The organism is Amycolatopsis sp. w19 (genome assembly GCF_051373225.1).
GTDB classification, from domain to species: Bacteria; Actinomycetota; Actinomycetes; order Mycobacteriales; family Pseudonocardiaceae; genus Amycolatopsis; species Amycolatopsis japonica.
The window spans coordinates 243564-270519 of record NZ_JBPQFM010000001.1 but is presented as its reverse complement, the minus strand read 5'-3'; the positions used below and the strand labels follow the sequence as shown (position 1 = coordinate 270519).

Annotated in this window: 28 protein-coding genes; 18 read left to right on the top strand and 10 right to left on the bottom strand. The window is 70.0% G+C overall.

Annotation, left to right across the window (positions count from 1 at the left end; all coding sequences use genetic code 11):
• Positions 1-55 precede the first annotated feature (55 nt).
• On the bottom strand, positions 56-655 hold the full coding sequence (locus tag ACSMFO_RS01175; RefSeq protein WP_436456439.1) for a helix-turn-helix domain-containing protein: 600 nt from the start codon (positions 653-655) through the stop codon (positions 56-58).
• A gap of 225 nt (positions 656-880) precedes the next feature.
• Between ACSMFO_RS01175 and ACSMFO_RS01170 the strand changes: the two genes are divergently transcribed.
• Positions 881-2014: a metalloprotease gene (locus ACSMFO_RS01170; protein ID WP_436456438.1), complete on the top strand. Its 1134-nt coding sequence runs from the start codon at positions 881-883 to the stop codon at positions 2012-2014.
• A gap of 251 nt (positions 2015-2265) precedes the next feature.
• Here the strand turns inward: ACSMFO_RS01170 and ACSMFO_RS01165 are convergent, their stop codons facing one another.
• On the bottom strand, positions 2266-3681 hold the full coding sequence (locus ACSMFO_RS01165) for an aminopeptidase P family protein (protein ID WP_436456437.1): 1416 nt from the start codon (positions 3679-3681) through the stop codon (positions 2266-2268).
• Positions 3682-3771: 90 nt separating this feature from the next.
• Between ACSMFO_RS01165 and ACSMFO_RS01160 the strand changes: the two genes are divergently transcribed.
• Both ACSMFO_RS01160 and ACSMFO_RS01155 read left to right on the top strand, forming a co-directional pair.
• Positions 3772-4758, top strand: coding sequence for a LysR family transcriptional regulator (locus ACSMFO_RS01160; protein WP_350585024.1), 987 nt, complete (start codon positions 3772-3774; stop codon positions 4756-4758).
• Between the two features lie 95 nt (positions 4759-4853).
• Positions 4854-5066 carry a hypothetical protein gene (locus ACSMFO_RS01155; protein WP_436456435.1) on the top strand — a complete coding sequence of 71 codons (213 nt, stop codon included), beginning with the start codon at positions 4854-4856 and terminating at the stop codon, positions 5064-5066.
• On the opposite strand, the gene ACSMFO_RS01150 is transcribed toward ACSMFO_RS01155, so the two are convergent.
• On the bottom strand, positions 5063-5620 hold the full coding sequence (locus ACSMFO_RS01150; RefSeq protein WP_436456434.1) for a carboxymuconolactone decarboxylase family protein: 558 nt from the start codon (positions 5618-5620) through the stop codon (positions 5063-5065). The genes ACSMFO_RS01155 and ACSMFO_RS01150 overlap by 4 nt on opposite strands.
• A gap of 69 nt (positions 5621-5689) precedes the next feature.
• Here ACSMFO_RS01150 and ACSMFO_RS01145 point away from each other — a divergent pair, with 69 nt between their 5' ends.
• Complete coding sequence (locus tag ACSMFO_RS01145; RefSeq protein WP_436456433.1) at positions 5690-6028, top strand: winged helix-turn-helix transcriptional regulator; 339 nt, start codon at positions 5690-5692, stop codon at positions 6026-6028.
• A gap of 217 nt (positions 6029-6245) precedes the next feature.
• Complete coding sequence (locus ACSMFO_RS01140; RefSeq protein ID WP_436456431.1) at positions 6246-6686, top strand: STAS domain-containing protein; 441 nt, start codon at positions 6246-6248, stop codon at positions 6684-6686.
• Positions 6687-6689: 3 nt separating this feature from the next.
• Here the strand turns inward: ACSMFO_RS01140 and ACSMFO_RS01135 are convergent, their stop codons facing one another.
• Positions 6690-7034, bottom strand: a complete 345-nt coding sequence (locus tag ACSMFO_RS01135) for an STAS domain-containing protein (protein WP_436456430.1) — start codon at positions 7032-7034, stop codon at positions 6690-6692.
• Between the two features lie 153 nt (positions 7035-7187).
• Between ACSMFO_RS01135 and ACSMFO_RS01130 the strand changes: the two genes are divergently transcribed.
• Entirely contained in the window at positions 7188-7616 is a 429-nt protein-coding gene (locus tag ACSMFO_RS01130) for an ATP-binding protein (protein WP_436457054.1), read from the top strand.
• 114 nt (positions 7617-7730) lie between these two features.
• Here ACSMFO_RS01130 and ACSMFO_RS01125 read toward each other — a convergent pair whose 3' ends face one another.
• From ACSMFO_RS01125 to ACSMFO_RS01115, 3 genes are all read right to left on the bottom strand, one after another.
• Entirely contained in the window at positions 7731-8306 is a 576-nt protein-coding gene (locus ACSMFO_RS01125; protein ID WP_436456428.1) for a dihydrofolate reductase family protein, read from the bottom strand.
• A gap of 87 nt (positions 8307-8393) precedes the next feature.
• Positions 8394-9065, bottom strand: coding sequence for a response regulator (locus ACSMFO_RS01120; protein WP_436456427.1), 672 nt, complete (start codon positions 9063-9065; stop codon positions 8394-8396).
• Complete coding sequence (locus tag ACSMFO_RS01115; protein ID WP_436456426.1) at positions 9066-10250, bottom strand: sensor histidine kinase; 1185 nt, start codon at positions 10248-10250, stop codon at positions 9066-9068.
• 181 nt (positions 10251-10431) lie between these two features.
• Between ACSMFO_RS01115 and ACSMFO_RS01110 the strand changes: the two genes are divergently transcribed.
• Together ACSMFO_RS01110 and ACSMFO_RS01105 are read left to right on the top strand one after the other, a co-directional pair.
• Complete coding sequence (locus ACSMFO_RS01110; protein WP_360126513.1) at positions 10432-10665, top strand: hypothetical protein; 234 nt, start codon at positions 10432-10434, stop codon at positions 10663-10665.
• An 89-nt stretch (positions 10666-10754) separates the two neighbouring features.
• Positions 10755-13067, top strand: a complete 2313-nt coding sequence (locus tag ACSMFO_RS01105) for a LuxR C-terminal-related transcriptional regulator (RefSeq protein WP_436456424.1) — start codon at positions 10755-10757, stop codon at positions 13065-13067.
• 3 nt (positions 13068-13070) lie between these two features.
• On the opposite strand, the gene ACSMFO_RS01100 is transcribed toward ACSMFO_RS01105, so the two are convergent.
• From ACSMFO_RS01100 to ACSMFO_RS01090, 3 genes are all read right to left on the bottom strand, one after another.
• Positions 13071-14183 carry a helix-turn-helix domain-containing protein gene (locus ACSMFO_RS01100; protein WP_436456423.1) on the bottom strand — a complete coding sequence of 371 codons (1113 nt, stop codon included), beginning with the start codon at positions 14181-14183 and terminating at the stop codon, positions 13071-13073.
• 517 nt (positions 14184-14700) lie between these two features.
• Positions 14701-16380, bottom strand: coding sequence for a dihydroxy-acid dehydratase (gene ilvD, locus ACSMFO_RS01095; protein ID WP_360084491.1), 1680 nt, complete (start codon positions 16378-16380; stop codon positions 14701-14703).
• Positions 16381-16443: 63 nt separating this feature from the next.
• A complete protein-coding gene (locus ACSMFO_RS01090; RefSeq protein WP_378419249.1) occupies positions 16444-17724 on the bottom strand; it encodes a hemolysin family protein in 1281 nt (426 codons plus the stop codon).
• A gap of 130 nt (positions 17725-17854) precedes the next feature.
• On the opposite strand from ACSMFO_RS01090, the gene ACSMFO_RS01085 reads away from it, so the two are divergent.
• The 10 genes from ACSMFO_RS01085 to ACSMFO_RS01040 all read left to right on the top strand — a co-directional run bounded on the left by ACSMFO_RS01085 (position 17855) and on the right by ACSMFO_RS01040 (position 26822).
• Entirely contained in the window at positions 17855-19189 is a 1335-nt protein-coding gene (locus ACSMFO_RS01085; protein ID WP_436456420.1) for a cytochrome P450, read from the top strand.
• 249 nt (positions 19190-19438) lie between these two features.
• A complete protein-coding gene (locus ACSMFO_RS01080) occupies positions 19439-19627 on the top strand; it encodes a hypothetical protein (RefSeq protein WP_436456419.1) in 189 nt (62 codons plus the stop codon).
• 10 nt (positions 19628-19637) lie between these two features.
• Complete coding sequence (locus tag ACSMFO_RS01075) at positions 19638-20120, top strand: hypothetical protein (protein WP_436456417.1); 483 nt, start codon at positions 19638-19640, stop codon at positions 20118-20120.
• Between the two features lie 81 nt (positions 20121-20201).
• Complete coding sequence (locus tag ACSMFO_RS01070) at positions 20202-21182, top strand: helix-turn-helix domain-containing protein (RefSeq protein WP_038514326.1); 981 nt, start codon at positions 20202-20204, stop codon at positions 21180-21182.
• Positions 21183-21222: 40 nt separating this feature from the next.
• Positions 21223-21990, top strand: coding sequence for a MoaF C-terminal domain-containing protein (locus ACSMFO_RS01065; protein WP_436456415.1), 768 nt, complete (start codon positions 21223-21225; stop codon positions 21988-21990).
• 9 nt (positions 21991-21999) lie between these two features.
• Positions 22000-22392 carry a nuclear transport factor 2 family protein gene (locus ACSMFO_RS01060; protein ID WP_436456414.1) on the top strand — a complete coding sequence of 131 codons (393 nt, stop codon included), beginning with the start codon at positions 22000-22002 and terminating at the stop codon, positions 22390-22392.
• Positions 22389-23567, top strand: coding sequence for an ABC transporter substrate-binding protein (locus tag ACSMFO_RS01055; RefSeq protein ID WP_436456412.1), 1179 nt, complete (start codon positions 22389-22391; stop codon positions 23565-23567). Before ACSMFO_RS01060 ends, ACSMFO_RS01055 begins: the two co-directional genes overlap by 4 nt.
• Before the next feature lie 12 nt (positions 23568-23579).
• Positions 23580-24440 carry an ABC transporter permease subunit gene (locus tag ACSMFO_RS01050; RefSeq protein ID WP_350597681.1) on the top strand — a complete coding sequence of 287 codons (861 nt, stop codon included), beginning with the start codon at positions 23580-23582 and terminating at the stop codon, positions 24438-24440.
• Positions 24427-26130, top strand: coding sequence for a branched-chain amino acid ABC transporter ATP-binding protein/permease (locus tag ACSMFO_RS01045; protein WP_436456411.1), 1704 nt, complete (start codon positions 24427-24429; stop codon positions 26128-26130). The genes ACSMFO_RS01050 and ACSMFO_RS01045 overlap by 14 nt, the downstream gene beginning before the upstream one ends.
• A complete protein-coding gene (locus ACSMFO_RS01040; RefSeq protein ID WP_436456410.1) occupies positions 26127-26822 on the top strand; it encodes an ABC transporter ATP-binding protein in 696 nt (231 codons plus the stop codon). Before ACSMFO_RS01045 ends, ACSMFO_RS01040 begins: the two co-directional genes overlap by 4 nt.
• Positions 26823-26956: the final 134 nt, after the last annotated feature.

Sequence of the window (26956 nt, the reverse complement as noted above, 5' to 3'; positions counted from 1 at the left end):
CGAACGATCGGAGAGTAGGTTCCACCCAGGACGGGTGTCAATACCTCGGGCGCGGTCAGCCCTTCAGCACCGGATGCGGCCTGCCGTCGAGCCGTTCGTCGGCGCGGTACTGCAGCAGCAGGACCGAGTGCACGGGCCCCGCCGAAGCGGTGTAGCAATGCGGCTCGCGGGCGTCGAAGGCGACGTAATCGCCCGGGCCGACCTCGACGCTGCGGCCCGCCACCTCGACCAGCAGCGATCCGGTCTGCACGATGGTGTGCTCGACCCCGACGTGCCCCTGTGAACGCTGCGGCGCATCCCCGCGCACGACCTGGTCGTACACCTCGAAGACGCCCTCACCGGCCTCGATCCGCCGCAACGGCCGGAGATCCACTCCCTCGCCGCTGAGCACCTCGACGTCGGCGCCGCGCACCACGGTGAGCGCGCCGCCCGCCCGATGGTCGAGCAGATCGGAGATCGCCACCTCCAGCACCCTGGACAGGCTGAACACGGTCTCGATGGTCGGATTGCCGCCGCCGGACTCCAGCTGGGACAGCGTCGCCTTGCCGATTCCCGACCGCCGCGAGAGCTCCGACAGCGAAATCCCCCTCGCCGCCCTGGCCGCGCGCAGGTTGACCGCCAGCATGTCCCGGATCGAGGGCGTCTCGTCCTCCACCGCTTCTCCCCTGTCGTTCGTCAAACCGTACGACCTCGTTCGCTTTGCCGATCGAGTTCGCGGACATCATGACACGCCCCGCGACGGGGAGGGCATAGCCGCGGCCGATGGGGCGGCGCGATGGTGGGCGGCGCGGGCCGCGATGAAACTCCTTCACCAACCGGTGTGTCACCGTCGACACAGGGTCACGGGCGCACCGTCGTTCCTGCCAGCGAGGAGATTCCCGTGCAGCTGATCCGCAGATCCGCAGGCCGACGACTTCGGGCGTTCGGCGCGGTGCTCATCACCACCCTCGGGCTGACCGCGGCCGTCGTCGCGCCGACGGCGACGGCCGCCGCGAACGCCTGTCTCACCGGCACGCTCGTCTTCGACCATCTCGACGCGGAGGCCGGGACCAGCAAGCCGCTGCGCACCCAGGTCGCCCGGAACGCGAACTGGGAACTGTGGGGCCGCACCGGTTCCGGCACGGCGACCCGGCTCGCCGCCGGGATCACCGGCGCCTCCGACGGCCGCTTCACCGCCTGCCACACGGCGTCCCTGGCCGAGGCGTACGTGCGCTTCCGGTCGAGCAGCACGGCGATGTGGCGGGTCGTCAAGGCCGCGAACAACACCACCGACTACACGTTCGACTCGGCGCGCCGCACGAACGTCTCCGGCACTCAGAACCTCGGCACGGTGAAGGTGCCCTCAACGCTGCAGCGCGCGTGGAAGGTCGTGGACACGCTCAACGTCTTGTACTGGAAGCGCGCCAACCCGTCGTCCTCGTGCTGGACGGCCCGGCAGTCCGACGGCCGCTGCGACCAGATCACCTTCGTCTGGGATCCGAAGGTCGCCGACGGCGGCTACTGGGACTACCCGAACACGAACTACGTCTTCCTCGGCAACACGATGCCCGACTCGAAGCACCTCATCCTCCACGAGGCCGGGCACTGGCTGCAGTGGCAGCTCTACGGCCGCGACTTCCCCGTCGTCGACGGCTGCAACCCGCACTACATCGAGAAGCACAGCTCGGAATCGTGCGCGTGGACCGAAGGCTTCGCCGACGCGGTCGCCGCCTACGCCCTCGGCGACTACCGCTACGTCTACGACAACGGCAGCTCGTACAGCTTCGAGAACGACGCTTCGACCCCCGGGTGGGACGACGGCGACACCGTGCAGGGGCGGGTCGGCTCGTCGCTGCTCGACCTGTGGGCGGCGGACGGACCGGACGGCGGGAACTGGAACCGCACGATCGCGCTGATGACCCGCGACTTCAGCCAGGACTTCCGCGAGTACTTCACCGAGGACCGGCCGGCCGCCGGCCTGTCCACGACCGGTGCCGCCGAGCGGATCCTCGCCGGTCACACCATCCGGTACTGACGGGGCATGTGATGACGCCATCGGCTGGTGCGTGCGGTGGTCGATGGCGTCATCACAGCGGGTCGTGAGTGGACGACACGCGTGACTGCATGGACGACACGCGCTGGGACTCGGCCGCGAGAGTGTCGTCCGTCCAGACACACGTGTCGTCCATTCAGTCACGCGAAACCGCACGATCGTAGGTACCTAAGACACGGCGGTCCTTGCGCCCAAAGTCCCCTTCACCGCGTCGGATGCGGGGAAAGCGTCCTTCAGCCCCTGGCTGCCTGGACCCAGGTGGTGATCTCGTCGGCGGTCGAAGGGAAACCGCCGGACAGCAGGTCGTATCCCGATCCGGTGACCACGACGTCGTCCTCGATACGGACGCCGAGGCCGCGCAGCTCGGGCGGAACGGTGCGGTCACCGGCGTGGAAGTACAGACCTGGCTCGACCGCCAGCGCCATCCCCTCGGCGAGCGTGCCCTCGCGGTAGGTGGAGGGATGCGCGGCGGCGCAGTCGTGGACGTCCAGCCCGAGGAAATGGCCGGTACCGCAGACGATGTACCGCCGGTGCTGCTGCCCGTCCGGCGACAGCGCTTCGTCCACCGAAACCGGGAGGAGGCCCCAATCGTGCAACCCCTCCGCGAGCACGCGCAGCGCCGTCGCCTGGAAAGCGCCGTAGTCCTGACCGGGACGGACCTCGCCCAGCGCCGCGACGTGCGCCTTGTGCACCAGGTCGTAGACGTCGCGCTGGGCCTTCGTGAACTCCCCGCCGACCGGGAAGGTCCGGGTGATGTCGGCCGTGTACAGGGAATCCACTTCGACGCCGGCGTCGAGCAGCAGCAGGCTGTCCTCGGTCACCCGCCCGTCGCAGCGCGTCCAGTGCAGGATCGGGGCGTGCGGCCCGGCCGCCACGATGGAGGTGTAGCCGGGGCCGGTGCCTTCGGTGCGCGCACGGCGGTCGAAGGTGCCCTGCAGCCAGCGTTCCCCGCCACCGCGAACCGCCTCCGGCAGCGCGGCCAGCACGTCCGCGAAGCCGAGGGCGGTCGCGTCGACGGCGTCACGCAGCTGGCCGATCTCCCAGTCGTCCTTGATACGGCGCAATTCGGCGAGGACCGTCCGGAGCCGCTCGCTGTGGCCGAAGCGGTACGCGTCGAGCGCGGGATCGACCCCGGCACCGACCAGGAAACTCGGGTTCCGCCCGCGCAAACCGTGCGGGAGATCCTCCAGCGGGCGGCATTCGATGCCGAGCGCGTCCCCGTACGCGGCCGGTCCGGCGGCGGAGCCGACCCACAGCGGACTGGTGTCGGCGTCGCCCACGAAGTCCGGCTCGTGCGCCTCGGCGGGCCGCGGGACGTACAACGTGGCGTGGTGACTATCCCCCGCCGGGGTCATCACCAGGATCGCGCCCTCACGCTGGCAACCGGTGAGCCAGACGAAATCGCTGTCGGCACGGAAGCCGTGGAAGGTGTCGTTGGACCGCACCACGGCCCGGCCCGCCGCGAGCGCGATGCGCTGACCGGGCAGTTCCGCCGACAGCCTGCCGCGATGGGCGGCGGCCGCCTCGGCGGTGCCCGGCGGCACCTCCACCACGTCGTCCGCGGGCTCCCAGCCGTCGTTGATCCAGTTCCGGAACCCTTTGGCGGCCAGCAGCGCGCGCAGATCCGGCCGGGTTCGGTCGCCGGTCATCGGCACCCCTTTCAGGTAGTCATGGTCCTCGCCGCACCTTCGCACCGCGACGGACCCGGCCGTAATGACCGGCGGCGATAGACTCCGCCTATGGCCCTGGAGATCCGGCACCTGCGGGCGATCTGCGCCATCGCCGAAGCGGGCAGCCTCTCGCAGGCGGCCGCCGCGCTGGGCATGTCCCAGCCCTCGCTGACCTCGCTGCTCCAGCGGCTCGAGCGGCAGATCGGCGCGCCGTTGTTCGTCCGCAGCCACACCGGCGTGACCCCGACCCCCGTCGGCGAGCAGACGTTGCGCCGCGCGCTGACCCTGCTCGTGGAGTTCGACCGGTTCGAGAGCGACCTCCTCGGCGCGCTCGGCGACGGCCCGGTGCGGCTCGGATCGTCCCAAATGGACTGTCTGCCCACCTTCGTCGAACGGCTGGACGACGCGCTGCCGGGGCTCGACGTCACCGTCCACGTGGAACCCTCCAGCTCGGTGCTGGCGCAGGCACTCGCCCGCGCGACACTGGACATCGCCGTCATCGCCATGTCCGACGACCAGGAAGTGCCGCTGGCGAAGCATCTCGGGCACCGGGTGCTGTTCTCGTGGCTGCCCGTCTTCGTCGGCATTCCGGCACGGCACCGGCTCGCCGGCGGTTTCGAGGTCGACCTGGCCGACCTCGCGGACGAGGCGTGGATCGGGCCGCCCGGCCCCGAGGACGGCTCGCTGACGTCGTTGCGCGCGGCGACGCATCGCGCGGGGTTCACGCCGCGGATCCGCTTCGAATGCCCGAACGGCGGCGGACGCCATCTGATCGCCGCCGGGCAGGCGGTACAGCTCGTGGAACCCACCGCGCCCGAACTGCCCGGCATGGTCGTCCGGCCGTTGAAGGGCGACCCGATGCGGATGCGGCTCGTGCTGGCGTGGCGCAAGGAACGGCTGACGTGGGACCAGGCGGAGAACGTCTACCGCGCGGTGATGACGTCGTACACGCGGCACGCGATGGCGTCGACGCCGTTCCGGACGTGGTGGGAGCGGCGACGGGATTCCCAGTCGTGGGACGGGCTGGTGGACTTCTTCCGGGTGGCCGGTTCATGACGGGACCGGTGTGAAACCACCGGTTTCGAACAGCCTGTAACCCGATCCCGCCTCGCCGCGATTGACCTCCCGTACCGGGCGAACGGAGACGGGAGATGATGACGCAACGGCTGTGGCTGGGACTGGCGGTCGTCTACACGTGCACCGCCGTGGTCCAGCTCTACCTTCTCGCCAGCACCGGCGCCGTCTGGGCCGGGACACTCACCGCGGTCGGCTTCGTGGCGGCGCTGCTGTGCGTCCTCGCCGCATGGAAGGCGCCGAAACGAGAACGGGACGACACAAGGGAAATCGACTCAAACACGCCCTAACCACCGGGATATGGCGCGGCCCACGGCTCCTCGTCGAGGCCGACCCCGTCGGCGACGTACGCGATGGTCCGGTACCAGCCCGCCAGCACGAGGAACTCCAGGAGCTGCGAGGCCGGATAGTGCGCGGCGAGCGCGGCCCAGGTGGCGTCGGAAACCGTTGCCGTGTCGTGGAGTTCGTCGACGGCGGCGATCAGGACGCGGTGCAGCTCCGGCCAAGCGGGATGCCCGGAGTCGCCGGTTACGGTGGCTTCGAGCTGTTCCGGCGTCAAGCCGACCATCGGTGCGAAAACCGCGGCGTGGACACCCCATTCGTAGCGGCATCCGCAGCGGGCGGTCACCCGCGCGATGACGATTTCCCGGTCCAGCGCGGGTAATTCGCCGTGCGCGAGCAGACCGGCGCCCAGGACGCGCATTCGCGACGCCAACTCCGGATGGCGCTGCAGCAACCGGAACAGCGCCAGCGGCTCCTCCGTCACGCCGGGCGGCATCCATTTGCGCAGGGCTTGTTCGACGTCCGCCTCGTAGGGCGGGGCGAGTGGCTCCATGCGGGCCATGACCACCTCCGGTGCTTCGATTTCAGAACCACTATGCTGCTTCGAAAGTCGAAGCACAAGGGGGGTGCCATGCCCGATCATCCGATCCCGCGGCCCGGGCGGCCGGTCCGCGGCTCCGAAACCGGCCGCCCGCTCATGGCCGCGCTCGATCTGCTGGGGCGCCGATGGACCCTGCGGGTGATCTGGGAACTGCGCGAGGGCGACATCGGCTTCCGGGAACTGCGGCGGCGCTGCGAGCACATGTCGTCGAGCGTGCTCGCCACCAGGCTGGGCGAGCTCACCGAAGCCCGCATCGTCGAGACCGGCGGCGAGGGTTACCGCCTGACACCACTGGGGGAACGGCTTCTCGACGCATTGCACCCACTGGAGAAATGGGGCCTCGCCTGGGAAAAGACGCTGCGTGAGTGACGAGGTCACCCACCGTTCACCGCACGCGGCCTTGCCAGGAGAGGCGAGCGGCGTACGGTGAGCAGTACGTGAGGTTGAGTCCACCAGCCCGCGCGAACGACCCGCATGTCCGCGGCCAGCACCTTCACAGGCGACGCGGAGGCGAGTTCACTTGCGCAGCAGCTGTGCAGGCTTACCCGTTGTCCGTCTCGTCCCCGGCTATCCGGGAGACACCCTCATGACCGAACGCATTCCTTTCACGCGGAGCAGCCGCGACGGCCCCGCCTTCCGCACCGTGCTCCACCCCGCCGTTCCGCGACCGCGCCCGTCCGCCGAGAACCTGTTGCGGGTCCAGCGGATCCGATGGAACGAGGACCTCCTGGTCATCGCCGCGGCAGGTGAGATCGACCTCGCCACCGCGGGACGGCTGGAACAGGCCTTGCGCGGCCGCCTGCCCGCCGCGACCGTGCTCGATCTCAGCGAGGTCGGCTTCCTCGGCGTCGCCGGGTTGCGGGTCATCGAATCCGCCGCGGTCCGCGCCCACGCCGAACGCCGAACGACCGGCGTCGTCGCCGACTCCCGCCCGGTGCTGCGCCTGCTGCAGCTGTTCGGCACCGAGACCAAGATCCCCGTGTACCGGCGCCTCGACCACGCGATCCTCGAGGTTTCGAACCAGTGAGGGTCAGGCGAGCGGCAGGAGTGTGGACAGCCCCGTCTTCGAAGCCAGCCGCCGGATCGTGGGCGACGGAAGGAAACGCAGCGCGACCCCCTGGGTGTTGCACCGGTCGTTGATCCCGACCAGGGTCGCCAAACCGGTGGAATCGCAGAATTCCACGCCTTCGAGGTCGATGACCAGCTTGCCCGGCACGGGCTGCAGCGCTTCCTCGAAGGTCTCCTTGAGATCCTCGGAGGTCGTCAGATCGATCTCTCCCGCCACCGCGATGACGACCTCGGCGCCATCGGGCCTCGCGACGGACACCGAGAACGGAACCTCCCGGTGTTCGCCGTCTCCGCTCGTCACCGTCATCCACCCCTCACGATCGGTACCCGACTGCCCCGAACATATCGGATGACGGCGCCCGCTCGCGCGGCTCACGTGTCCCGATCCGGGCGGTGCCTTAGCCTTGTCGATGGATCCGGCGGTCGTGGACCGCGGCGGACGACGAGGAGAAGCTTCGTGATGCCGATCGACGAGCCGGTGCGCAAGCACACCGACGAGCTGGTCCTCGAGGTCGCCGCCGTCCCCGCCCAGGCCGCCGCGTTGCGGGACGTCCTGGCGAAATGGGCCCTCGACCGGGGTCTCCCCCGCGAACTGGCCGAGGATCTCAAACTCACCGCCTACGAAGCGATGACGAACGTCGTCAAGCACGCCTACCCGGACGGCACCGAAGGCAACGTCATGACGGTGACGGCCGCCCACGACGACGGCCATCTCAAGATCAGCGTCGCCGACGAGGGACGCTGGCGCGACGGCCGCCGCCCGGACGGCGGACGCGGTCTGCCGATCATCCGCGCCTTCGCGCCGGAGGCCTCGGTGACGAGCACACCCACCGGGACCATCGTCCGGCTCGCCTGGCCCTGCCCTCTGACCGGCTTGGGCCTCCTCTGAGCGTGCTCGGACACGGGACTCACGCGAATCACGTGACCGTGGTCGGCTGCGCCGGCGTCAGGTTCTCCAGCGCCATCAGGAGATCCTCGCGGCCCGCGCCCGGTCGGGGTCCGATCATCGGATGACGTCGTAGACCAGCTTCTGGATCCCGTTGCCGTAGGACTCGCTCTCGACGAGCTTGAGGTTCTGCTTGTCCTTGTCGGTGTCGCTGAACAGCTTCTTCCCCGCGCCGAGCAGGACCGGGAACAGCAGCAGGTGGTAGCGGTCGATCAGGCCGGCGTCGGCGAGGTTCCGGTCGAGTTCCGCGCTGCCGTGGACGATGATCGGCCCGCCCTCGGTCTCCTTGAGCTTCGCGACGTCGTCGAGCGAGCGCAGGATCGTGGTCTCGCCCCAGTTGTCGACGAGGTCCTCGTCCCGCAGCGTGGTCGACACGACGTATTTCGGCATCGCGTTGTACTCGGCGAATTCCTCCGTCATCCCGGGCCACACCGGCGAAAACGCCTGGTAGCTGGCCCGGCCCATCATCATCGCCGTGGCCTCGCCCTGCTCACGCCCCTTGAGCTCGTAGGCCGCTTCGTCGAACTCGATGCCGTTGAAGGTCCAGCCGGAATTGCGGTAGCCGGGCTCTCCGCCGGGCCCTTCGACGACGCCGTCGAGCGAGACGAACGCGGTGGCGATCAGGGTGCGCATCTGGTTTCTCCTTGGTGGTCCGGAAGTGCTTTCGACACTGCGTCGACCGGGGAACGACGGATTCGACATCGCGGCGAAGAAATTTCCTCACTCTTCGGCGTCGCGGACCAGCAGGGCGATCTGGACCCGGTTTTCGACGCCGAGCTTGGCGAGCATGCTGCTCGTGTGCGCCTTCACCGTCGCGACGGTGATGTCCAGCTTTCGCGCGACGTCGGTGTTGGAAAGCCCCTCGGCGATGGCGCCCGCCGTCTCGCGTTCGCGATCGGTCAGCGTGGCCAACAGCCCGCGGGCGGTTTCCCGCGACGCCCGGCGCGCGTCGGACGAATGCGGTCCGGTGGCCGCGGTGATCAGCCGGGCCGTGGCGGCAGGTGAGAGCGCGGGTTCACCGGTCGCGACCGTGCGGATCGCCGCGAGGATCCGCGGCGGCGGGGTGTCCTTGAGCAGGAACCCGAGCGCGCCGACGCGCAGTGCGCCCAGCACCATCTCGTCGGAGTCGAACGTGGTGAGCACCAGCACCCGCGGCGGCTCCGGGAGGCGAAGGATCTCCTCGGTCGCGCTCAGCCCGTCGCGGCCGGGCATCCGGACGTCCATCAGGACGACGTCGGGCCGCTGCTCCCCCACCACCCCGACCGCGGCGTCGCCGTCGGCGGCCTCACCGACCACGACGAGATCCGGTTCGCCATCGACGATGAGCCGCAGCGCCATCCGCACCAGATGCTCGTCGTCGACCAGCACGACCCGCACCCGCTCGTCGTCCATTCATTCGCTCCCTTCACGGACCGGCCACGGCAAACGCGCGGCGAGCACGAATCCGCCGCCGGGTTCGGCGTGGTGGTCCAGTTCGCCGCCTGCCAGTTCGACCCGTTCGGCGAGGCCCAGCAGGCCGAATCCCGACGCGGGCGGGCCCGCGATCGCCCGCGCCGCACCGGAATCCCGGATCGTCGCGCGCAGCCCGTCGCCCGGCCTTCCTTCGACGGTGACGACCACGTCGGCGCCGGGCGCGTGTTTGCCCGCGTTGGTCAGCCCTTCCTGCACGATCCGGTAGACGGTCCTCGCGATCGCGTCGGGCGGCTCGCCCTCGGTCGAGATCTCCATCCTGACGGCCAGTCCCAGCGCCCGCGCGTCCGCGACGAGCGCGGGCAGCTCGGCGAGCGAGGGTTGCGGCGGCTCCAGTTCGTCCGGATCCGCCCGCAGCACGCCGAGGACGTCCCGCAGTTCCTCCAGCGCCTGATGGGAGCCGTCGGCGATGCCGCGCGCGAGTTCCGCGACCTGCTCGGCGGGCAGATCCGGGCGGTGCCCCAGCACCCCGGCCTGCATCGCGACCAGCGAGACGCGGTGCGCGAGGACGTCGTGCATCTCGCGGGCGATCCGGTGGCGCTCCACGATCCGGGCCTCGGCCGCCCGCGCGGCCTGCTCCCGTTCCGCGCTCTCGACCCGTTCCCGCAGGGAGCGCACCTCCTCCCGGCGCGCCCCGATCGCGGCGCCCACGGCCACCACGATGCCCACCAGCAAGGTGGGGAGGCTGATCATCAGCCACAGCGGCCCCGGCGTCTCGCGTGCCGGGTACAGGTCGACGACCAAGATCGCCGTGACGACGGACAGCACCGCCGCGACCGCCGTTTCGGCCGGTCGCCGCCGGGTGGCCAGAGAACAGAGCGCCAGCAGCGACGCGCCACCGGCCAGCACAGACGCCGTCGAAGCGAGGATGACCGCGATGGCGATCACCACCGGGAAACGGCGGCGCCACAGCAGCGCGATCAGGCACACGAGCGCGATCAGTGGATCACCGGTGATCATCCACTCGACCCTCGGCCCCGACGCGCCCACCGGCAGTTGCGCCGCCGTGATGACCCAGAGCAGCACGCCCAGCGCCGCCGCGGCGAGCAGACGCCAGGCCTCTCCCCACGGACGAAGGGGCGGCTGGGCGCCGGCGTCGGTGATCACCGGCCCATCATGGTCGACCGGCCCGCGGCGACGCAGCCGGACACGGGACGATCCCGGCCCCGACCTCGGTCGCGACGGGGATCGACTTTGGTCGGACACGACGTGCGACGCGCCGCCGATGTGCGCCGGGTTCCGCGCGGGCGATCCTGGGGTCCGATCGTGGAACCAGGAGGTAGGAAGCATGACCAAGGGCGGCTATCTGGGGCTGCAGATCTTCGGGATGGTGGCCGTCGCCGTCTTCGCGCAGGCCGCCATCCGCAGCCTTTTCGATCATTCCGCGACCCAGTTGTGGGGCGCGTTCGACTGGGTACCCGGTGAGTGGGGCGGCAGGTTGATCGTGTTCCTGCTGCTCGCGGCCACCGGAACGGTACTGGCGGGCTGGGCGCATGATCGCGCGAAGCGAGTGGCCCGCTAGGACGACGCCGTTCCGCTAGTATCCGCAGCCGGGCGTTTTCCGTCTACATCGGACGGAAAACGCGGGGCTGGTCGATCGCGGGAGAGTGCATGGCGGACGGAGTTGGCTCGCTTGCGGGGTGGTCGGCCGATCCCACCGAAGTGACCAGCTACGTGGGCCGGGACGCCGAGACCGGCGAGGCGAGGCGCCTGCTGGAGGCATCGTCGCTGGTCACGCTGACGGGGCCGGGCGGGGTGGGCAAGACCAGGCTGGCCTGGCGCATCGCGGCGGCCCACCGGGAGGCCACCGCCGACGAGGTCGCGTTCGTCTCGCTGGCCGAACTGCGGGAACCCGCGTTGCTGGTGCCGACGGTGGCGAACGTCCTCGGCTTCGGTGACCGCTCGGCGAAACCGGCCATCGACGTCGTCGTCGAAGCCCTGCAGGCGAGCCGTCTGCTGCTCGTGCTCGACAACTGCGAGCATCTGGTCGACAGCTGCGCCTGGTTCGCCGACACCGTGGTCAGGGCCTGTCCCCAGGTGACCGTGCTGGCCACGAGCAGGCAGTCGCTCGGTGTGGCAGGCGAGCGTGTCCTGCCGGTTCCGCCGCTGGCGATCCCGGAACAGGGCGACTCCTTCGAACGCGTGATGAACGACGATTCCGTGCGCCTGTTCGTCGATCGCGCGACCGCGGTCGCGCCGTCGTTCCGGCTCGCCGAGGAGGACATCGAGCCGCTCATCCGGCTGTGCCGCAGGCTCGACGGCCTGCCGCTGGCCATCGAACTGGCCGCCGTCCGCGCGCGGGCGTTGTCCGTGCGCCAGCTGGCCGACCGCCTCGACCGGCAGTTCTCCGTGCTCACGAAGGACCGGCGGGGGCGGCCGGAGCGGCACGAGACCATGCGGGCCCTGATCGACTGGAGCCACGACCTGTGCACCGGGCCCGAACGGCTGCTGTGGGCCCGCGCGTCGGTGTTCTCCGGCAGCTTCGACCTCGACGCCGCCGAGCAGGTCTGCAGCGGTGGCGAACTTCCGCGCGACCACGTCCTCGAAGTCGTCGACGGGCTGCTCGACAAGTCCATCCTGCTGCGCGAGGAATACCCCGGCGGGGTGCGGTACCGCATGCTGGAATCGGTGCGCGAGTACGGCGTCGACCGGCTCAGCGAGACGGGCGGGACGGCGGAGGTCCGGAAACGGCACCGCGACTGGTTCGCCGAACTCGCCGGCCGGTACGCCACCGAATGGCTGGAGACCGATCAGCTCGGCTGGATCGGACGGCTGCGGCGCGAACACGCGAACCTGCGCGTCGCCCTCGACTACTGCACGGACACCCCCGAGGACGCGGTCGTCGGGCTGCGGATGCTGCGTGACGTCAAGGAGTTCTGGATCGTCCGCGGGCTCAACACCGAAGGCCGGATGTGGGTCCGGCGCCTCGACGAGGCCGCGGCACCGGGCGTTCCGGAGCGGGCGCACGGGTTGTGGCTCTCCGGTTTCCTGGCGGTGGTGCAAGGCGACATGTCCGCCCACCTGTGCATGCTGGAGCGCGCGGCCGCCGAAGCCGAGGCGAGCGGCGACGAACTCGCCGCCGCGTACGTCCTCCACGTCCGTGCCTACGCCGCGCTGATCGGCAACGACATGGCCGAGGCGTCACGCCTGTTCGGCACGGCCATCGACCTGTTCCGCGCGCACGGCGACGAGGGCGGGGACCTCTGGGCGAGTTACAACCACGGGCTCGCCGTCTGGCTGAACGGCGACATCGACCGCGGCCGGGCGGTGCTCGCGGAAGCCGTCGAACGCTGCGAGCGGCGCGGTGAGGTCTTCTGGCGAGGCTGGGCACTGTGGTCGCGTGCCGCCGCCGAATACCTCCAAGGGGATATCGCCGTCGCCGAACGCTGCTGCGAGCAGGTCCTGCGCCTGCACGAGCGGGTGGACGACCGCGTCGTCGTCGGGTTCACGCTCACCGTCATGGCGGGCTGCGCGGCCCGGACCAAACGCCCCAACCGGGCGGCGATCCTGCAGGGCGCCTCGATGAACGTCTGGCGCACGGTCGGCGCGTGGCCGACGCGGTACGAGGCGTTCACCGAACCGCTGCTCGCGGACACCGACACCGTGACGACCGCGCTGGGCTGGGAGGTCGCGGTCAAGGAATTCGCCGACGGCGCCGCGATGCCCACCCGCGACGCCATCGCGTACGCCCTCGAGGAACGCACCCCCGGCCCGCGGAAACAGACCGCGCAGGTGCTCACCAAACGCGAGACCGAGATCGCGCACGTGATCGCCGAGGGCCTGACGAATCAGGAGATCGCCGACCGGCTCGGCATCGCCCGGCGCACGGTGGACACCCATATCGACCACATCCTCACCAAGCTCGGCTACTCGAACCGCGTCCAGGTCGCCACCTGGGTGACCCGGTCCGCGGATCCAGCCTGACGCTCACGCCACCTTCATCGGGGCGGCCTGCCGCGCCGGTTCGGTCGTGAGCAGGTCCGCGCGCAGGGCGATCCGCAGGTCCAGGCGGGACTGCGGGTCGTCGAGCCGGGCACCGAACAGGACCCGCAGACGGCGCATGCGGTTCCGGACCGTCTGCGGGTGCACGCCGAGGTTGTTCGCGATCTCGGGCGCCCCGCCGCGGGCGGAGAGCATGGCGTCGAGGGTTTCGGCGAGTTTGGTGCGCTCGTTGGCAGGAAGGTCGGCGATCGGCGCCAGGCTGCGGGTCACCAGCGCGGTGGTGAGCACCTCGTCCGCGAACAGCCAGTGCGTGGTCAGATGATCCGACCAGCGCACGAGTGGGCCGTCCTCGATCACGTCGCGGCGGACCAGTTCCAGCGTCCGGCGCGCCCAGCGCAGGGAGATCGCGGCGTCGGCGGGCGCCACCGCGGGCCCGACCGCCGCCCGCGTCCCCGCCAGGACACCGCCGATCTCGACGTCGTCGGGCACGAGCAGGAGCGGGTACTCGCCGGCGAGGTCGGCCAGCACCTCCGGACCGAACGAGGCGCGGACGGCGCCGGGTTCGGCGGCGACGGCCACCACCCGCGCGGGCGGCACCCAGCCCGCCTCGGCCGCGAGTCCCGCCCATTTCGCGGGCGGACGGCCGCTCAAGATCTCCTTCAGCAGGTCTCGGCGCAGCTCGGCGACCGAGGGCGTGTGCGCGGCGCGGTAGGCCGCGGTGGACAGCCGGATCAGGACGTCGGAGCAGCGGAGCAGGGCCTCCACCCCGGTGTCCATCAAGCCGGACCCGGCCCCGGGCTGCCGCGACAACGACGCCAGCGCGGGAAGGGCTCCGCGCCCCGCCGAGTGGTAGGCCCGGGAGAGCCGGTCCAGTTCCTTGCCCGCCGCGTACTCGGCGACCCCGACCTGGCGGAAGGCGTCCGCACCCGCCGCGATGCCGAGGTTCATCCCGTCGCGCTCGAGTACCGAGGCGACGAACTCCGTGGCACGCGCGTCGAACAGCGGCGCGTGCTCGGGCAGCGAATGCCGGATCCCGTCCACGACCACGCGGGCGATCACGAGGGCGGCGGAGCGGGCTGGGGCGTAGGACGCGGTCATCGTCGACCTCCGGAGCAGCGGGAATCGTCGGGCCGCCGAGTCTGCTACTCCGGAGTAGCGGGGCACATCGGGTGAATTACGTACTCGGGTCCGGCGGGACTACGCATCACCCGTTCGTGGAGGCCTCCTGACCCTCGGCGATCGTGTCGCGTTATTTGAGGGGTAGGGCAAACGTGGCGTGGTCGGTGCGGGTGGTCGTGAGTGGCGTTTCGGGTGCTAACCCGAAACGCCACTCACGACCAGCGCTTGGCCAGGGCTGAAGGCTCCCTTCGCCGCATTAGACGTGGTGAAGGGAGCCTTCACGCCATCGCTGGCCCCGCCCGCGAACGCGACACGGTTGCCGACCAGGGTGGTCATCTCATCGCAAAGCCGGCGAAGACGGCCTGCGCGACAGGGGTTCGATCACGCCACCTTTGCCTTACCCCTCAAATAAGTCAGCCCAGGACGTCGACTGTGTGGATTTTGGGGCGTTGGATGACCAGAAATCCACACAGTCCGGCGTGACTGGCCAGCCGCTCTACTCGCACACGGCTCCATGCGCGGCGCTCCGCACGACCTTGGCGTACTTGCCGAGCACCCCGCGCGTGTACGCGGGCGCCTTGGGAGTCCAGCCCTCCTTGCGTGCCTCGATGTCGTCGATCTCGACCTCCAGCGTCCGGTTCGCGACGTCGAGGGTGATCGGGTCCCCGTCGCGCACGAAGGCGATCGGCCCGGCGTCGACGGCTTCCGGGGCGATGTGGCCGACGCAGAGCCCGGTCGTGCCGCCGCTGAACCGGCCGTCGGTGATGAGCAGGACGTCCTTGCCGAGTCCGGCGCCCTTGATCGCGCCGGTGATGGCGAGCATCTCCCGCATCCCCGGGCCGCCCTTGGGACCTTCGTAGCGGATGACGACGACGTCCCCGGCGACGATCCGGCCCTCGGCGAGCGCGTCGAGAGCGGCCCGCTCGCCGTCGAAGACCCGAGCGGTGCCGGTGAACGTCGATTCGTCGAAGCCCGCCGACTTCACGACCGCGCCTTCGGGCGCCAGCGAGCCCTTGAGGATGGTCAGCCCGCCGGTCTTGTGGATCGGGCGGTCGAGCGGCCGGATGATCTCGCCGTCGACCCCGGCGGGCGCGATGCCTTCGAGGTTCTCGGCCATCGTCTTCCCGGTCACGGTGAGCACGTCGCCGTGCATGAGCCCGGCGTCGAGCAGCGCCTTCATCACCACGGGGATGCCGCCGACCTTGTCGACGTCGTTCATCACGTACTTCCCGAACGGTTTCAGGTCGCCGAGGTGCGGGACCTTGTCACCGATCCGGTTGAAGTCGTCGATGCGCAGATCGACCTCCGCCTCGCGCGCGATCGCGAGCAGGTGCAGGACGGCGTTGGTCGAACCGCCCAGCGCCATCACGACGGCGATGGCGTTCTCGAACGCTTCCATGGTCATGACCTGCCGCGCGGTGATGCCCTGGCGGAGCATGCCGACGACGGCCTCCCCCGAACGATGCGCGAACCCGTCACGACGCCGGTCGACCGCGGGCGGGGCGGCCGATCCGGGCAGCGACATGCCGAGCGCTTCGGCGACCGACGCCATCGTGTTGGCGGTGTACATGCCGCCGCAGGCCCCCTCGCCGGGGCAGATCGCGCGCTCGATCTTGTCCACTTCGGCGCGGCTGATCTTTCCCGCCAGGCAGGCGCCGACGGCTTCGAACGCGTCGATGATCGTGACGTCCTGTCCGTCGACCTGACCCGGCATGATCGAGCCGGCGTAAAGGAAGACGGAGGCGAGGTCGAGCCGGGCCGCGGCCATGAGCATGCCCGGCAAGGACTTGTCGCAGCCCGCCAGCAGCACGGAGCCGTCCAGCCGTTCGGCCATCATCACCGTCTCGACGGAGTCGGCGATCACCTCGCGGGACACCAGCGAGAAGTGCATTCCCTCGTGCCCCATGGAAATGCCGTCGGAAACCGAGATCGTGCCGAACTCCAGCGGGTAGCCACCGGCCGCGTGCACGCCGTTCTTGACCGCCTTGGCCAGCCGGTCGAGCGACAGGTTGCACGGCGTGATCTCGTTCCACGAGGACGCCACCCCGATCTGAGGTTTGGCGAAGTCGTCGTCGCCCATCCCGACCGCGCGGAGCATCCCGCGGGCCGCCGCGCGCTCCAGGCCGTCGGTCACGTCGCGCGAACGAGGTTTCAAATCCGGCTGGTCTTGCGGCATCGGGGCACCTTCCTTCGTGGCGGGACACCGGGCACGCTGCCAACCCCGCGCGTCCGGCGCAACTCATCGCTCCGTGGCCGGCCCACGATGCAGCGCCACCCGCGTGATCGCGTGATGCTCCACGCCGAGCACCTCGGCCGTCCAGCCGGAGACCACCACACGGTCGCCCGGCTTCTCCGGGATCCGGCCGAGGATCACGAGGATCAACCCGGCGATGGTCGCGTACTCCCCCGGCGGCGCGTCGCGCAGTTCGACCCCGACGTCGACGAGGTCGTGCACCGGGAAGGTGCCGGGCAGGACCAGGGAACCGTCCTTGCCGTCGCGCACGGCCAGCACGTCGCGGTCGGTCTCGTCGTAGATCTCGCCGACGATCTCCTCCAGCAGATCCTCCAGCGTGACCATGCCCGCGACGGCGCCGTGCTCGTCGACCACCAGCGCCATCTGCTCCCGTTCGGCCTTGAAACTCCGGATCGCGTCCGACACCCGCAACGAATCGGGGAACACCACCGCCGGCCGGACGACCTCCGCGAGGTCTTCGTGGTCGCCGAGCAGGTCGCGCAACCGCACGACACCGAGGACATCGTCCAGATGGCCGCCGCGGGCGACCGGCGCCCGGGAATGGCCGGATTCGGCCAGCTGCCTGCGCGCCGAGAGCAGATCCTGCTCGGCGGCCAGGGTCAGCACCGCCCGGCGGGGAACGAGCACTTCCCGCAGCCGTCGTTCGTGGATCTCCAAGGCGCCGTTGATGATCATGCGCTGTTCGGCGTTCAGGCCGCGCTGCGCGGACACCAACTCGCGGAGCTCTTCGGGGGACATCTGGTCCGGATCGGCTTCCGCCCGGCCGCCCAGCGCCCGCACGACGAAGTTCGTCGACACGCTCAGCGCCCACACCACGGGCCGCGAGATCGCCGACAGCAGGTTCAGCGGCCGCGCCACCAGCAACGCCCACCGCAGCGCGTTCTGCATGGCCAGCCGCTTCGGGGCCAGTTCGCCGAGCACCAGGGTCAGGAACGTGAGGACCATCGTCACCAGCGCGACGGCCACCGCGCCGGCGGCGTTGCCGAGGAAACCCAGCAGTGGCACCAGAGGTTGGGCGAGGGACACCGCCGCCGTGGCCGAGGCCAGGAACCCGGCGAGCGTGATGCCGATCTGGATCGTCGCCAGGAACCGATTCGGGTCGCGCGCCAGGCGCACCAGTGTGCGGGCGGCCGCGCGGCCGTCGCGTTCCAACGCCCGCAGCTGTCCTTCGCGCAACGAGATCAGCGCCATCTCGCTGCCCGCGAACACCGCGTTGAGCACCACCAGCACCGCGACCAGCGCGATGTCGAACCCGTAGCCGCCCACAAGCACTCCCCGGCCCGCCGGAAGTGCAGAACATTACCGAGCGGAAGGCAGGTCCGCAGATATCGCGACTGCTCGCTACTGACACGTCGTTCCGCTACCTTCGAAGGGAACCCGCACGGACGGAGTCCTGATGTTCGCACTCAAGACCGCTCCCGCCCGGACCTTCCGGCACAAGGCGGAGGCGATCGCCAAACCGGTCACCCGCTGGAGCATCGGCCACGCCATCCCCCGGGTCGCTCTGCGGGCCGCGGCGCGGCGGGGCGACCTCCAGGGCAGGCTGTCCGTCGAGGCGAGCGGCGGAGCGGACCTGACCGGCCTGTTCGACGAGATCCGCTCGCACGGCGCCATCGCCACCACCCGGGTCGGGCACGTCACCACCCGGCATTCGGCGTGCAAGGAGATCCTGGGCAGCGACGCGTTCAAGACCGTGCGGTTCGTCCCGGACAACCCGCTGCTCAACCGGCTCGTCGCCTGGTCGTCGTCCGGTCTGATCCATCCGATCGAGCCGCCGTCGCTGCTCGCCAGCGAGCCGCCCGACCACACGCGTTACCGAAAACTGGTCACCCGCGTCTTCACCGCCCGCGCGGTGGAGCAACTGCGCGAGCGCACGCAGGCGATCACCGACGAACTGCTCGACGGTCTCGACCCGACGAGCCCGGTCGATCTCATCGAGCAGTACTGCGGGCTCCTGCCGGTCACCGTGATCAGCCAGATCCTCGGCGTCCCGCCGGAGGAGCGCGACAAGGTGCTCGCGCTGGGCGGGGCCGCGGCGCCGAGCCTCGACCTCGGCCTGCCGTGGCGGACGTTCCGGACGGTGGAGGCGACGCTGGCGGAGTTCGACTCGTGGCTCACCGTGCATCTGGAGAAGCTGCGGGCGAACCCCGGCGACAACCTGCTCAGCAAGCTGATCGCCGCACGCGAGGACGGCGTCGGCCTGACCGAGCGGGAACTCAAGGCCACCGCGGGGCTGGTGCTGGCGGCCGGCTTCGAAACGACCGTCAACCTCCTCGGCAACGGCATCGCCCTGCTCACCCGGCATCCGGACGAACTCGCGAAGCTGCGGGCGGATCCGGACCTGTGGAGCAACGCCGTCGACGAGGTCCTCCGCTACGACCCGCCGGTCCTGCTCACCGGCAGGCTGGCCGCGAAGGACACCGAGATCGGCGGGACCCCCATCGCCCGCGGGGCGATCGTCAGCACCGTGCTCGCGGGCGCGAACCGGGACCCGGAGATCTTCGACGATCCGGCCGCCTTCGACGTCGCTCGGGCGAACGCGCGGGATCACGTGTCGTTCGGCGCCGGGCGGCACTACTGTCTCGGCGCTTCGCTGGCGAGGATGGAAGGCGAGATCGGACTGCGGTCGATCTTCGAGCGCTTCCCCGGCCTGCGGCTGCTGGGTGGCGGCCGGCGGCGGGAGACCCGGATCCTGCGCGGCTTCGAAACGCTTCCGGCCGCGCTCATCTGACTTGGGCGCTTCCTGACCGTGGCGGCAGTTGATCGCAGGTCCGTGAAGGCCTCCTTCCCTCGGCTCAGCCGAGGAAACTCGACCTTCACACCTTCCCAAGTACATGAAGGCCCCCTTCACTGCGCTAGACGCAATGAAGGGGGCCTTCACGTACTGCAGCTGCGAGCGCAGGGCGGCGGTCTCGGCCGCGCCCCGGACGGTTCGAAAGCGGCCTCCGCCGCAATTCGTCCACAAAGGACGAAAGACTTCGTGAGCAGCTCACAGAAGTCCAGCATTACCTCGCCCAGGCCCGAAGACCCCGAAGTAGCGGCGGCTTTCCCTTACACCGCCGACGATCGCGCCGAAATGGCGAAGCGCTCCGACGCCGTGCTCACCGGACGGCTCACGACCGGGCAAGCGGGCATTTTTACCGAACCGGCACGGGAAACCGGCCGGTAGCCTCACGCCGGTGAAGACGGACCGCGAAGGCAAGGAAGCCCCGGAGCTCCCTACCGTCACGGTCATCGGCTGCCTCCTGGGCTTCTTCATGACGGTACTGGTCCTGATCGGCCCGGCCCTGCTCTGGATCAGCACCCGCTTCGATCCCGGCGACGATGACGGCCTGGTCGTCGTCGCCATGGGCGCCGTGTTCACGCTCGGCGGGGCCGGCACCGTCGGCTCGCACCTCTGGCAGAACGCCAAGGCCAGGGAGGCCCATCGCGGACTGGACCGGAAAGGTGTCCGCGCGAACGCCGAAGTCGTTTCCAGCAAGCGGATCTGGGTCGGCGAAGTGAGCACGCCCGCGGACGACGTCGACCTCGTCGTGACCGGCCCGGGCGTGGCTCCGTTCAGTGCGCGAGTGCTCACCGAGGACGTCGGCCGCTACGAAACGGGCACGGTGGTACCCGTCGACGTGGACCCGGGGACCCTCCTGTTCCGCCTCGCCGACTGACCTCGCCGCGATCATTGCCCGGCAGCATCGTATCGCTTATCGTATATGAAATTCACCCCCCGATGCTGCGAGGTGACCCCCGTGACCACCGCCACCGCCGACCCGACCACCACCACGGTCGCGCGAGATTTCACCGATTTCCGCACGGTGGTGTCACAATCCTTCGTGCCACTGCACGTGACGAGCGAGCACCGGGACCACTTCCGCGGCCGCATCCGCTCGTGCGGAGCCGACGACGTGCAGCTGACCGAGGTGACCGCGTCGGCGCACGTGGTCGAGCGGACACCCGAACTCATCGCCAGGGCGGACAGGCATTACTACAAGCTGAGCCTGATCCTGGCCGGAACCGGCCTGCTCGTGCAGGACAACCGCGAGGCGATGCTGCGTCCCGGCGACGTGGCGTTGTACGACACGCACCGGCCGTACACCCTCGCGTTCGAAGAGGATTTCCGCACGCTCGTGGTGATGTTCCCGCAGCGGCTCATCGATCTCCCCCGCGACCTGGTCGGCCAGCTGACCGCGGTGCCGATGTCGGGTAAACGGGGCATGGGCAACGTGGTGGTGCCCTTCCTCGCGCAGCTCGGCAGCAACCTCGACCAGCTCGGCGGGCCGGCGGGCGTCCGGCTCGCGCATACCGCGGTCGATCTGCTCGCCACCCTGTTCGCCAGCGAGCTCGACCTCGCCCGCACGAGCGCCGGGCCGCATCACGAACTGATGCGCCGGGTCCTCGCCTACATCGACGCGAACCTCTCCTCCACCGACCTGGGACCGGCGCAGATCGCCGCCGAGCACTACATCTCCACCCGGCATCTGCACGGCCTCTTCCACGAGCAGGGCACCACCGTCTCGGGCTGGATCCGCACCCGCCGCCTCGAACACTGCCGCCGCGAATTGCTCGACCCCGTGCACACTTCGCGGCCCGTCGCGGCCATCGCGGCGAAGTGGGGTTTCGTCGACGCGCCGCATTTCAGCCGCGTGTTCAAGACGGAATTCGGCTGCTCGCCGAGCGAACTGCGGCGCGGCTTGACCGTGAGCGATCGGTTGTTGCCGCCCAGCGCGTGACAGCTGGCCCTTCCCGGGCGGTCGCCTCGACGATGACCGCATGCCCGAAGCACCCGAGGAACAGTGGCGTACCTATGACGAGTTCGCCGCCGGAATAGCCACCTACCGCCTGCCGAACGCGGACCTGTCGGGACGCGAGCTCACCGTCACGCTCGACGACGGGACGACGCTCGCGCTGCGGTTCGAAGACGCTGAAACCGTCACCTGCAACGGCATCAAGGATCCGTACGACGCGGTCGCCGTCCGGGAAGACGTCTTCTTCGTCAATCTCCCACACACCAGCGTCGAAGGGGAAGCGCTCACCGTCGTCTTCTCCACCACGACGCACCGCGCGCTCGCCGTGCGCTCGATCATCGGCGCCGAGGATGTCGAAGGCGTTCCCCGTGTCTCCCAGACGTTCTGGTCCGGCACGACCGACGCGGGCGCGCCGTCCGGCGAGGTCCCCGGCCCGTCGCGCGACCTGATCGGCAAGCGCAACGTCTATCGCTACAGCCCGGAACACCTCTACGAGCACGTGTACGTGTCTTCGCAACGCTATGCCTGGCAATGCCTCGAAGGCGTGCAGCGCGGCCACGGGGACATGGACCTGTCGACGGTGTGGAAGTTCCAGGACGGGCTCTACCTGTTCTGCTTCCGCGAGTTCCGCATCGCCGTGGCCAGCGTGTGGCTGCACGACCTCGGCTACGCGCTGAAGACCACCGGCGTCTTCCTCGGCCTGACCGGCGACGGCCGGTCGGAACACTCCCGCGCGGGCGGGCACATCTACCCACTCGGCGCCGTCGCCTATCCCGACGCGCAACCGGTTTAAGGAGCCTCAGTGTCCAATTTAGACGTCATCGCCGCGCACTACGCCGCGAGCGACCGGGGTGACCTGGCGGGCATGCTGTCCCCGCTCAGTCCGGAGACCACCTGGACGGAGGCGGCCGGTTTCCCTTACGCCGGCACGTACACCGGCCGGGAAGAGGTCGCGGAGAACGTCTTCGGCCCGATCGCGAAGGACTGGGAAGGCTACACCTTCACCCTCGGCGACCTTTTCGACGCCGGTGACGCGGTGATCGGCGTCGGGACCTATCACGGCAAGCACCGCGGCACCGGCCGGTCGTTCACCGCCCGGGTCGCGCACGTGTGGCGGTTCGACGGCGGCAAGCTCGCCTCGTTCGAGCAGATCGTCGACTCGGTGCCGGTCGCCGACGCCATGGGGACCCGGTGAAACCCGCGCGGCGTCTCGCCGTCCTCGCCGCGGCCGTCCTGCTGGCCACCGCGGGCTGCGCCGGAGCCGACAGTGGTTCGAGCGGGCCGATCGTGGTCGGTTCGGTCAACGCGCTGAGCGGCGCGGCGACGTTCCCCGAGGCTTCGCAGGCGGCCAAGGCGGTCTTCGACGCGGCCAACGCGAGCGGCGGCGTGAACGGCAGGCAGATCCAGTACAAGGCCCTCGACGACAAGGGTGACCCGGCGGCCGCGGCGGCCGCGGCCCGAGAGGTCGTCGGACGCGACGAGGCGGTGGCGCTCGTCGGCTCGTCCAGCCTCATCGAGTGCGAGATCAACAACAAGTACTACGAGCAGCAGAAGATCCTGTCCATGCAGGGCATCGGCGTGGACCCGGCGTGTTTCTCCAGCCCGAACATCGCCCCGGTCAACGTCGGCCCGTACCACGACATGACGCTGACCCTGCTCTACGGCTCGGAAAAGCTGAAGCTGAACGACATCTGCGCGCTGCTGGAGATCGCGGGCAACACGCTGCCGTCGTACCAGGCGGCGATCGACGAATGGTCGGCCATCACCGGCAAGAAGCTCAAGTACCTCGACGCGACCGTGCCCTACGGCGGTTCCGACTACACTTCCTACATCGTCAAGGCGCGCAACGCGGGCTGCAAGGCGATCACGGTGAACCCGGTCGAACCGGATTCCATCGGGCAGCTGAAGGCCGCCGCGGCGCAGGGCTGGAACGACGTCACGTGGCTGCTGCTCACCAGCGTCTACAGCGAGAACTACGCCAAGGCCATCACCAACGCCGGTGCCGGGGTGTACGTGCCCGCCGAGTTCTACCCGTTCACCGACGCGACCAGCCCGCAGAACAAGGACTGGCGCGAGCTGATGACCAAGAACAACATCCCGCTGACCTCGTTCAGCCAGGGCGGTTACCTGGCGGCGAAGTACTTCCTCGACGTCGTTCGCGGCATCCAGGGCGACATCACCCGTGAATCGGTGACCAAGGCACTGCGCGAGATGAAACCGGTCACCGATCCGATGGTCGGCACGCCGTACGTCTTCGGCCCCGGCCAGACGCACCACGACAACACCGCGGGCTGGCCGATCAAGCTCACCTCCGGCACCAACAAATGGGAGCTCGTCGCGAACGACTGGCTGCGGATTCCGAAGAAGTAACGGGAGGATTCGATGCTGCAGGGAGCGCTGGCAGGCCTGGCCGCCGGCGGACTGTACGCGGTGTTGGCGGTGTGCCTGACGCTGATGTCGCGCCTGGTGCGGGTGGTGAACTTCGCCCAATCGGCCACCGGGATGTTCGGTTGCTACGTGGCGGTGTTCCTGTCCGTCGATCTCGGCCTGCCGATGTGGCTCGCCACCGTCGCGGGGATCGTGCTCGGCGGGCTGCTCAGCGCGCTGCTGGGCTGGATCGTGTCCACCTGGCTCGCCGAAGCGGACACCGGCACCCGCTCGGCGGTCACCGTGGCGGTGCTGCTCCTGCTGATCTCGTTGTCGTTCATCCTGTTCGGCAACAAACCGCAGCCGTTCCACCCGATCCTGGACGGTCCGGCGGTCACCGTCGGCGGTGTGGTGATCAGCCAGGTCACCGTGGTCACCGTCGCGCTGGCGGTCCTGGTGGCGGTGGCCAGCCGGATCGTGCTGAGCCGGACGCCTGCCGGTGTCCAGCTCAGGGCGCTGTCGGAACGCCCGACGACGGCGGAACTGCTGGGCATCCCGGCGAAACGGCTCAGCGTCGCGGTCTGGGCGGTCACCGGGGTCGTCAGCACGCTGGTCATCTCGATCGTGGCGCCGTCGCAGTCCAACGACGCGACGTCGCTGGCGATGCTGGTGGTCCCCGCGGCCGCGGCGGCCCTGCTCGGCGGATTCCGCCGTCTCGACCTCGCGGTCGCGGGCGGGCTCGGCCTCGGCCTGATCCAGGGCGCGGCCGCGCAGGTCGACGGCCTTTCGGTGGTGCGGTACTTCCTGCCGTTCGCAGTGATCGTCGCGCTGCTGCTGTGGTCGCAGCGCAAGGAGGTGTGGGATGCGGCTCGCTGAACGCGGGATCCCGTTCGTGGTCGCCGTCGTGGCGATCGCGGTCGGGTACGCCCTGAGCGTCGGGCTCGACGGGTACTTCGTCTACCTCGGCATGAGCGCCGTCGTCGCCGGGATCTCGTTGCTCGGGCTGGGTGTGGTCACCGGGAGCGCGGGCATGATCTCCCTGTGCCAGCTGACCTTCGGCGCCGTCGGCGCCTGGACGGTGTCGGCGCTGAACGAAGCGCAGGCGCCCGGCGGGTTCCTCACCTGGCTGGTGCTGGGCGGTCTCGCCGCCGGGGCGGTCGGGGTGCTCGTCGGGCTCCCTGCGTTGCGGCTGCGCGGGATCAACCTCGCCGTCGTCACACTGGGGCTCGCCGCGGCGGCGGACCTCGCTCTCGTCCAGTTGCAGTTCCCCGGCGTCTCCGCCGGGATCTCGGTCGAACGACCGGAGGCCTTCTCCGACGACCGGTCGTATTTCCAGCTCGCCGTCGTGGTGCTGGTGCTGTGCTGCCTCGCCGTGTACTTCCTGCGCCGCGGGCGCTGGGGCAGCGCCTGGCAGGCGGTGGCGTTCTCCGAACGCGGGACGGCGGCCGCCGGCACGAGCGTGCGGACGTCGAAGCTGACCGCGTTCGCCGTGAGCGCCACCCTCGGCGGGATCAGCGGCGGCCTGCTCACCGGGCAGGTCGGCATCGCCTTCCCGGCCAGTTTCACCGCGATCCAGTCGCTGGCGCTGTACGTCCTGGCGATCATGTCGGGCGCGCATCTGATCGACATGGCCGTGTTCGGCGCGGTCCTCTGGGTCGGGGTGCCGGAACTGCTCAAACGCTGGGGAATCCCGCAGGACTGGGGTTTCGTGGTGTTCGGCGTGCTCGGGGTCCAGGCGCTGGCCAGTGGCGGGAACCTGGGCACCACGGTGCGGCAGGTCTGGTACCGGCGGTCCAAGAAGGAACCGGCGAAGCTCGATCTCGCCGCCGGCGCGGGCGACGTCGAACCGGTCTCTCCCGGCCCGCCGGTGCTGACCGTCCGCGACCTGAGCGTGAACTTCGGGCATGTCGCCGCACTGTCCTCAGTGGACATTTCGGTGCCGGAGCATGGCGTGCTCGGCGTCATCGGGCCGAACGGCGCGGGCAAGTCGACACTGGTCGACGCGATCAGCGGATTCCTGCCGAACGCCGAGGGCGCCGTCGAACTCGGCGGCCGTCCGCTGACCGGATCGCCGTCGAACCGGGCCCGCGCCGGGCTGCGCCGGACGTTCCAGCAGGACCGCGTCCCGCCGGGGCTGACGGTCGGGGCGTACCTGAAGTTCCTCGCCAGGCGGCGGCTCACCGCCGACGAGATCGGCGACGCGCTGGACTTCTTCGGCTGCCCCGCCGCCCGCACCCCACTGTCGCAAGTGGACGTCGGCGCGCGCAGGCTCGTCGAGGTCGTCGGGCATCTGCTGGCACGGCCGCGTGTCCTGCTGCTCGACGAGCCCGCCGCGGGCCTTCCGCACGAAGAGCACGTCGCGTTCGGGGAACGGCTGCGGCAGGTTCCCGCGCGGTTCGGGGTTTCGGTCCTGCTCATCGAGCACGATCTGGACCTCGTGCGCTCGGTCTGCGACACGATCACCGTCCTCGACTTCGGCCGGGTGCTCGCCTCCGGCCCGCAGGCCGAAGTGCTCGCCGATCCCGCCGTGCTCAAGGCGTACATGGGTGAAACGGAGATGCTGTGAACGCTTTGCGGATAGCGGGGCTGACGGTCACCCGCGGCGCGGGGCCGGTGATCCGCGACGTCGACCTGACCCTGGAGCCGGGCCGGATCACGGCGCTCGTCGGCCCCAACGGTGCCGGGAAGACCAGCCTGCTGGAGGCCGTCTCCGGCGTGGTGCCCGCCGCGTCGGGGACCGTCCACATCGGAGCCGACGAGATCACGAAACAGTCCCGGGTGGCCCGCGCTCGGCGAGGTCTGGCGCATATCGAGCAGGGTCGCGCGGTGTTCGGCGGCCTGACCGTACTGGAGAACCTGATGCTGACCGCGGGCACCCGCGCGCGGGCGGACGAACTGATCGAGGCGTTCCCCGAACTGGAGAAACGCCGCGACTCGCCGGCCGCGCTGCTCAGCGGCGGCGAACAGCAGATGGTGGTGCTGGCCCGCGCGTTCGCCGCGCGGCCGTCGTTCCTGCTGATCGACGAGATGTCGCTGGGCCTCGCGCCCGTGGTGTTCACTCGGCTGCTGCCGATGGTGACCCGGTTCGCCGAGGAGGGCGCGGCGATCCTGCTGGTCGAGCAGTTCACGCATCTCGCCCTCGGCGTGGCGAGCGACGCTTTGGTGGTCTCCTCGGGGCGGGTCACCTACGCGGGTTCGGCTCAGGGACTGCTGGACTCCCCCGGTACCCTGCACGCGGCTTACCTCGGGGAATCCTGACCGTTCGGAAGTCCGTGAAGGCCTCCTTGAGGGACTCTGGGTCCCTCAAGGAGGCCTTCACGGACAGTCCCACTCGCCTTCGCGGCTGCCCGGATGTCATGAAAGGGGCGTTCAGGACACATTTCGTCCTGAAC

Coding starts and splice junctions, on each gene's coding strand:
- ACSMFO_RS01165 (WP_436456437.1), bottom strand. CDS start 3,681: ATGACCGGCGACCGAACCCGGCCGGATCTGCGCGCGCTGCTGGCCGCC.
- ACSMFO_RS01160 (WP_350585024.1), top strand. CDS start 3,772: ATGGCCCTGGAGATCCGGCACCTGCGGGCGATCTGCGCCATCGCCGAA.
- ACSMFO_RS01155 (WP_436456435.1), top strand. CDS start 4,854: ATGATGACGCAACGGCTGTGGCTGGGACTGGCGGTCGTCTACACGTGC.
- ACSMFO_RS01150 (WP_436456434.1), bottom strand. CDS start 5,620: ATGGCCCGCATGGAGCCACTCGCCCCGCCCTACGAGGCGGACGTCGAA.
- ACSMFO_RS01145 (WP_436456433.1), top strand. CDS start 5,690: ATGCCCGATCATCCGATCCCGCGGCCCGGGCGGCCGGTCCGCGGCTCC.
- ACSMFO_RS01140 (WP_436456431.1), top strand. CDS start 6,246: ATGACCGAACGCATTCCTTTCACGCGGAGCAGCCGCGACGGCCCCGCC.
- ACSMFO_RS01135 (WP_436456430.1), bottom strand. CDS start 7,034: ATGACGGTGACGAGCGGAGACGGCGAACACCGGGAGGTTCCGTTCTCG.
- ACSMFO_RS01130 (WP_436457054.1), top strand. CDS start 7,188: ATGCCGATCGACGAGCCGGTGCGCAAGCACACCGACGAGCTGGTCCTC.
- ACSMFO_RS01125 (WP_436456428.1), bottom strand. CDS start 8,306: ATGCGCACCCTGATCGCCACCGCGTTCGTCTCGCTCGACGGCGTCGTC.
- ACSMFO_RS01120 (WP_436456427.1), bottom strand. CDS start 9,065: ATGGACGACGAGCGGGTGCGGGTCGTGCTGGTCGACGACGAGCATCTG.
- ACSMFO_RS01110 (WP_360126513.1), top strand. CDS start 10,432: ATGACCAAGGGCGGCTATCTGGGGCTGCAGATCTTCGGGATGGTGGCC.
- ACSMFO_RS01105 (WP_436456424.1), top strand. CDS start 10,755: ATGGCGGACGGAGTTGGCTCGCTTGCGGGGTGGTCGGCCGATCCCACC.
- ACSMFO_RS01100 (WP_436456423.1), bottom strand. CDS start 14,183: ATGACCGCGTCCTACGCCCCAGCCCGCTCCGCCGCCCTCGTGATCGCC.
- ilvD (WP_360084491.1), bottom strand. CDS start 16,380: ATGCCGCAAGACCAGCCGGATTTGAAACCTCGTTCGCGCGACGTGACC.
- ACSMFO_RS01085 (WP_436456420.1), top strand. CDS start 17,855: ATGTTCGCACTCAAGACCGCTCCCGCCCGGACCTTCCGGCACAAGGCG.
- ACSMFO_RS01065 (WP_436456415.1), top strand. CDS start 21,223: ATGCCCGAAGCACCCGAGGAACAGTGGCGTACCTATGACGAGTTCGCC.
- ACSMFO_RS01050 (WP_350597681.1), top strand. CDS start 23,580: ATGCTGCAGGGAGCGCTGGCAGGCCTGGCCGCCGGCGGACTGTACGCG.
- ACSMFO_RS01045 (WP_436456411.1), top strand. CDS start 24,427: ATGCGGCTCGCTGAACGCGGGATCCCGTTCGTGGTCGCCGTCGTGGCG.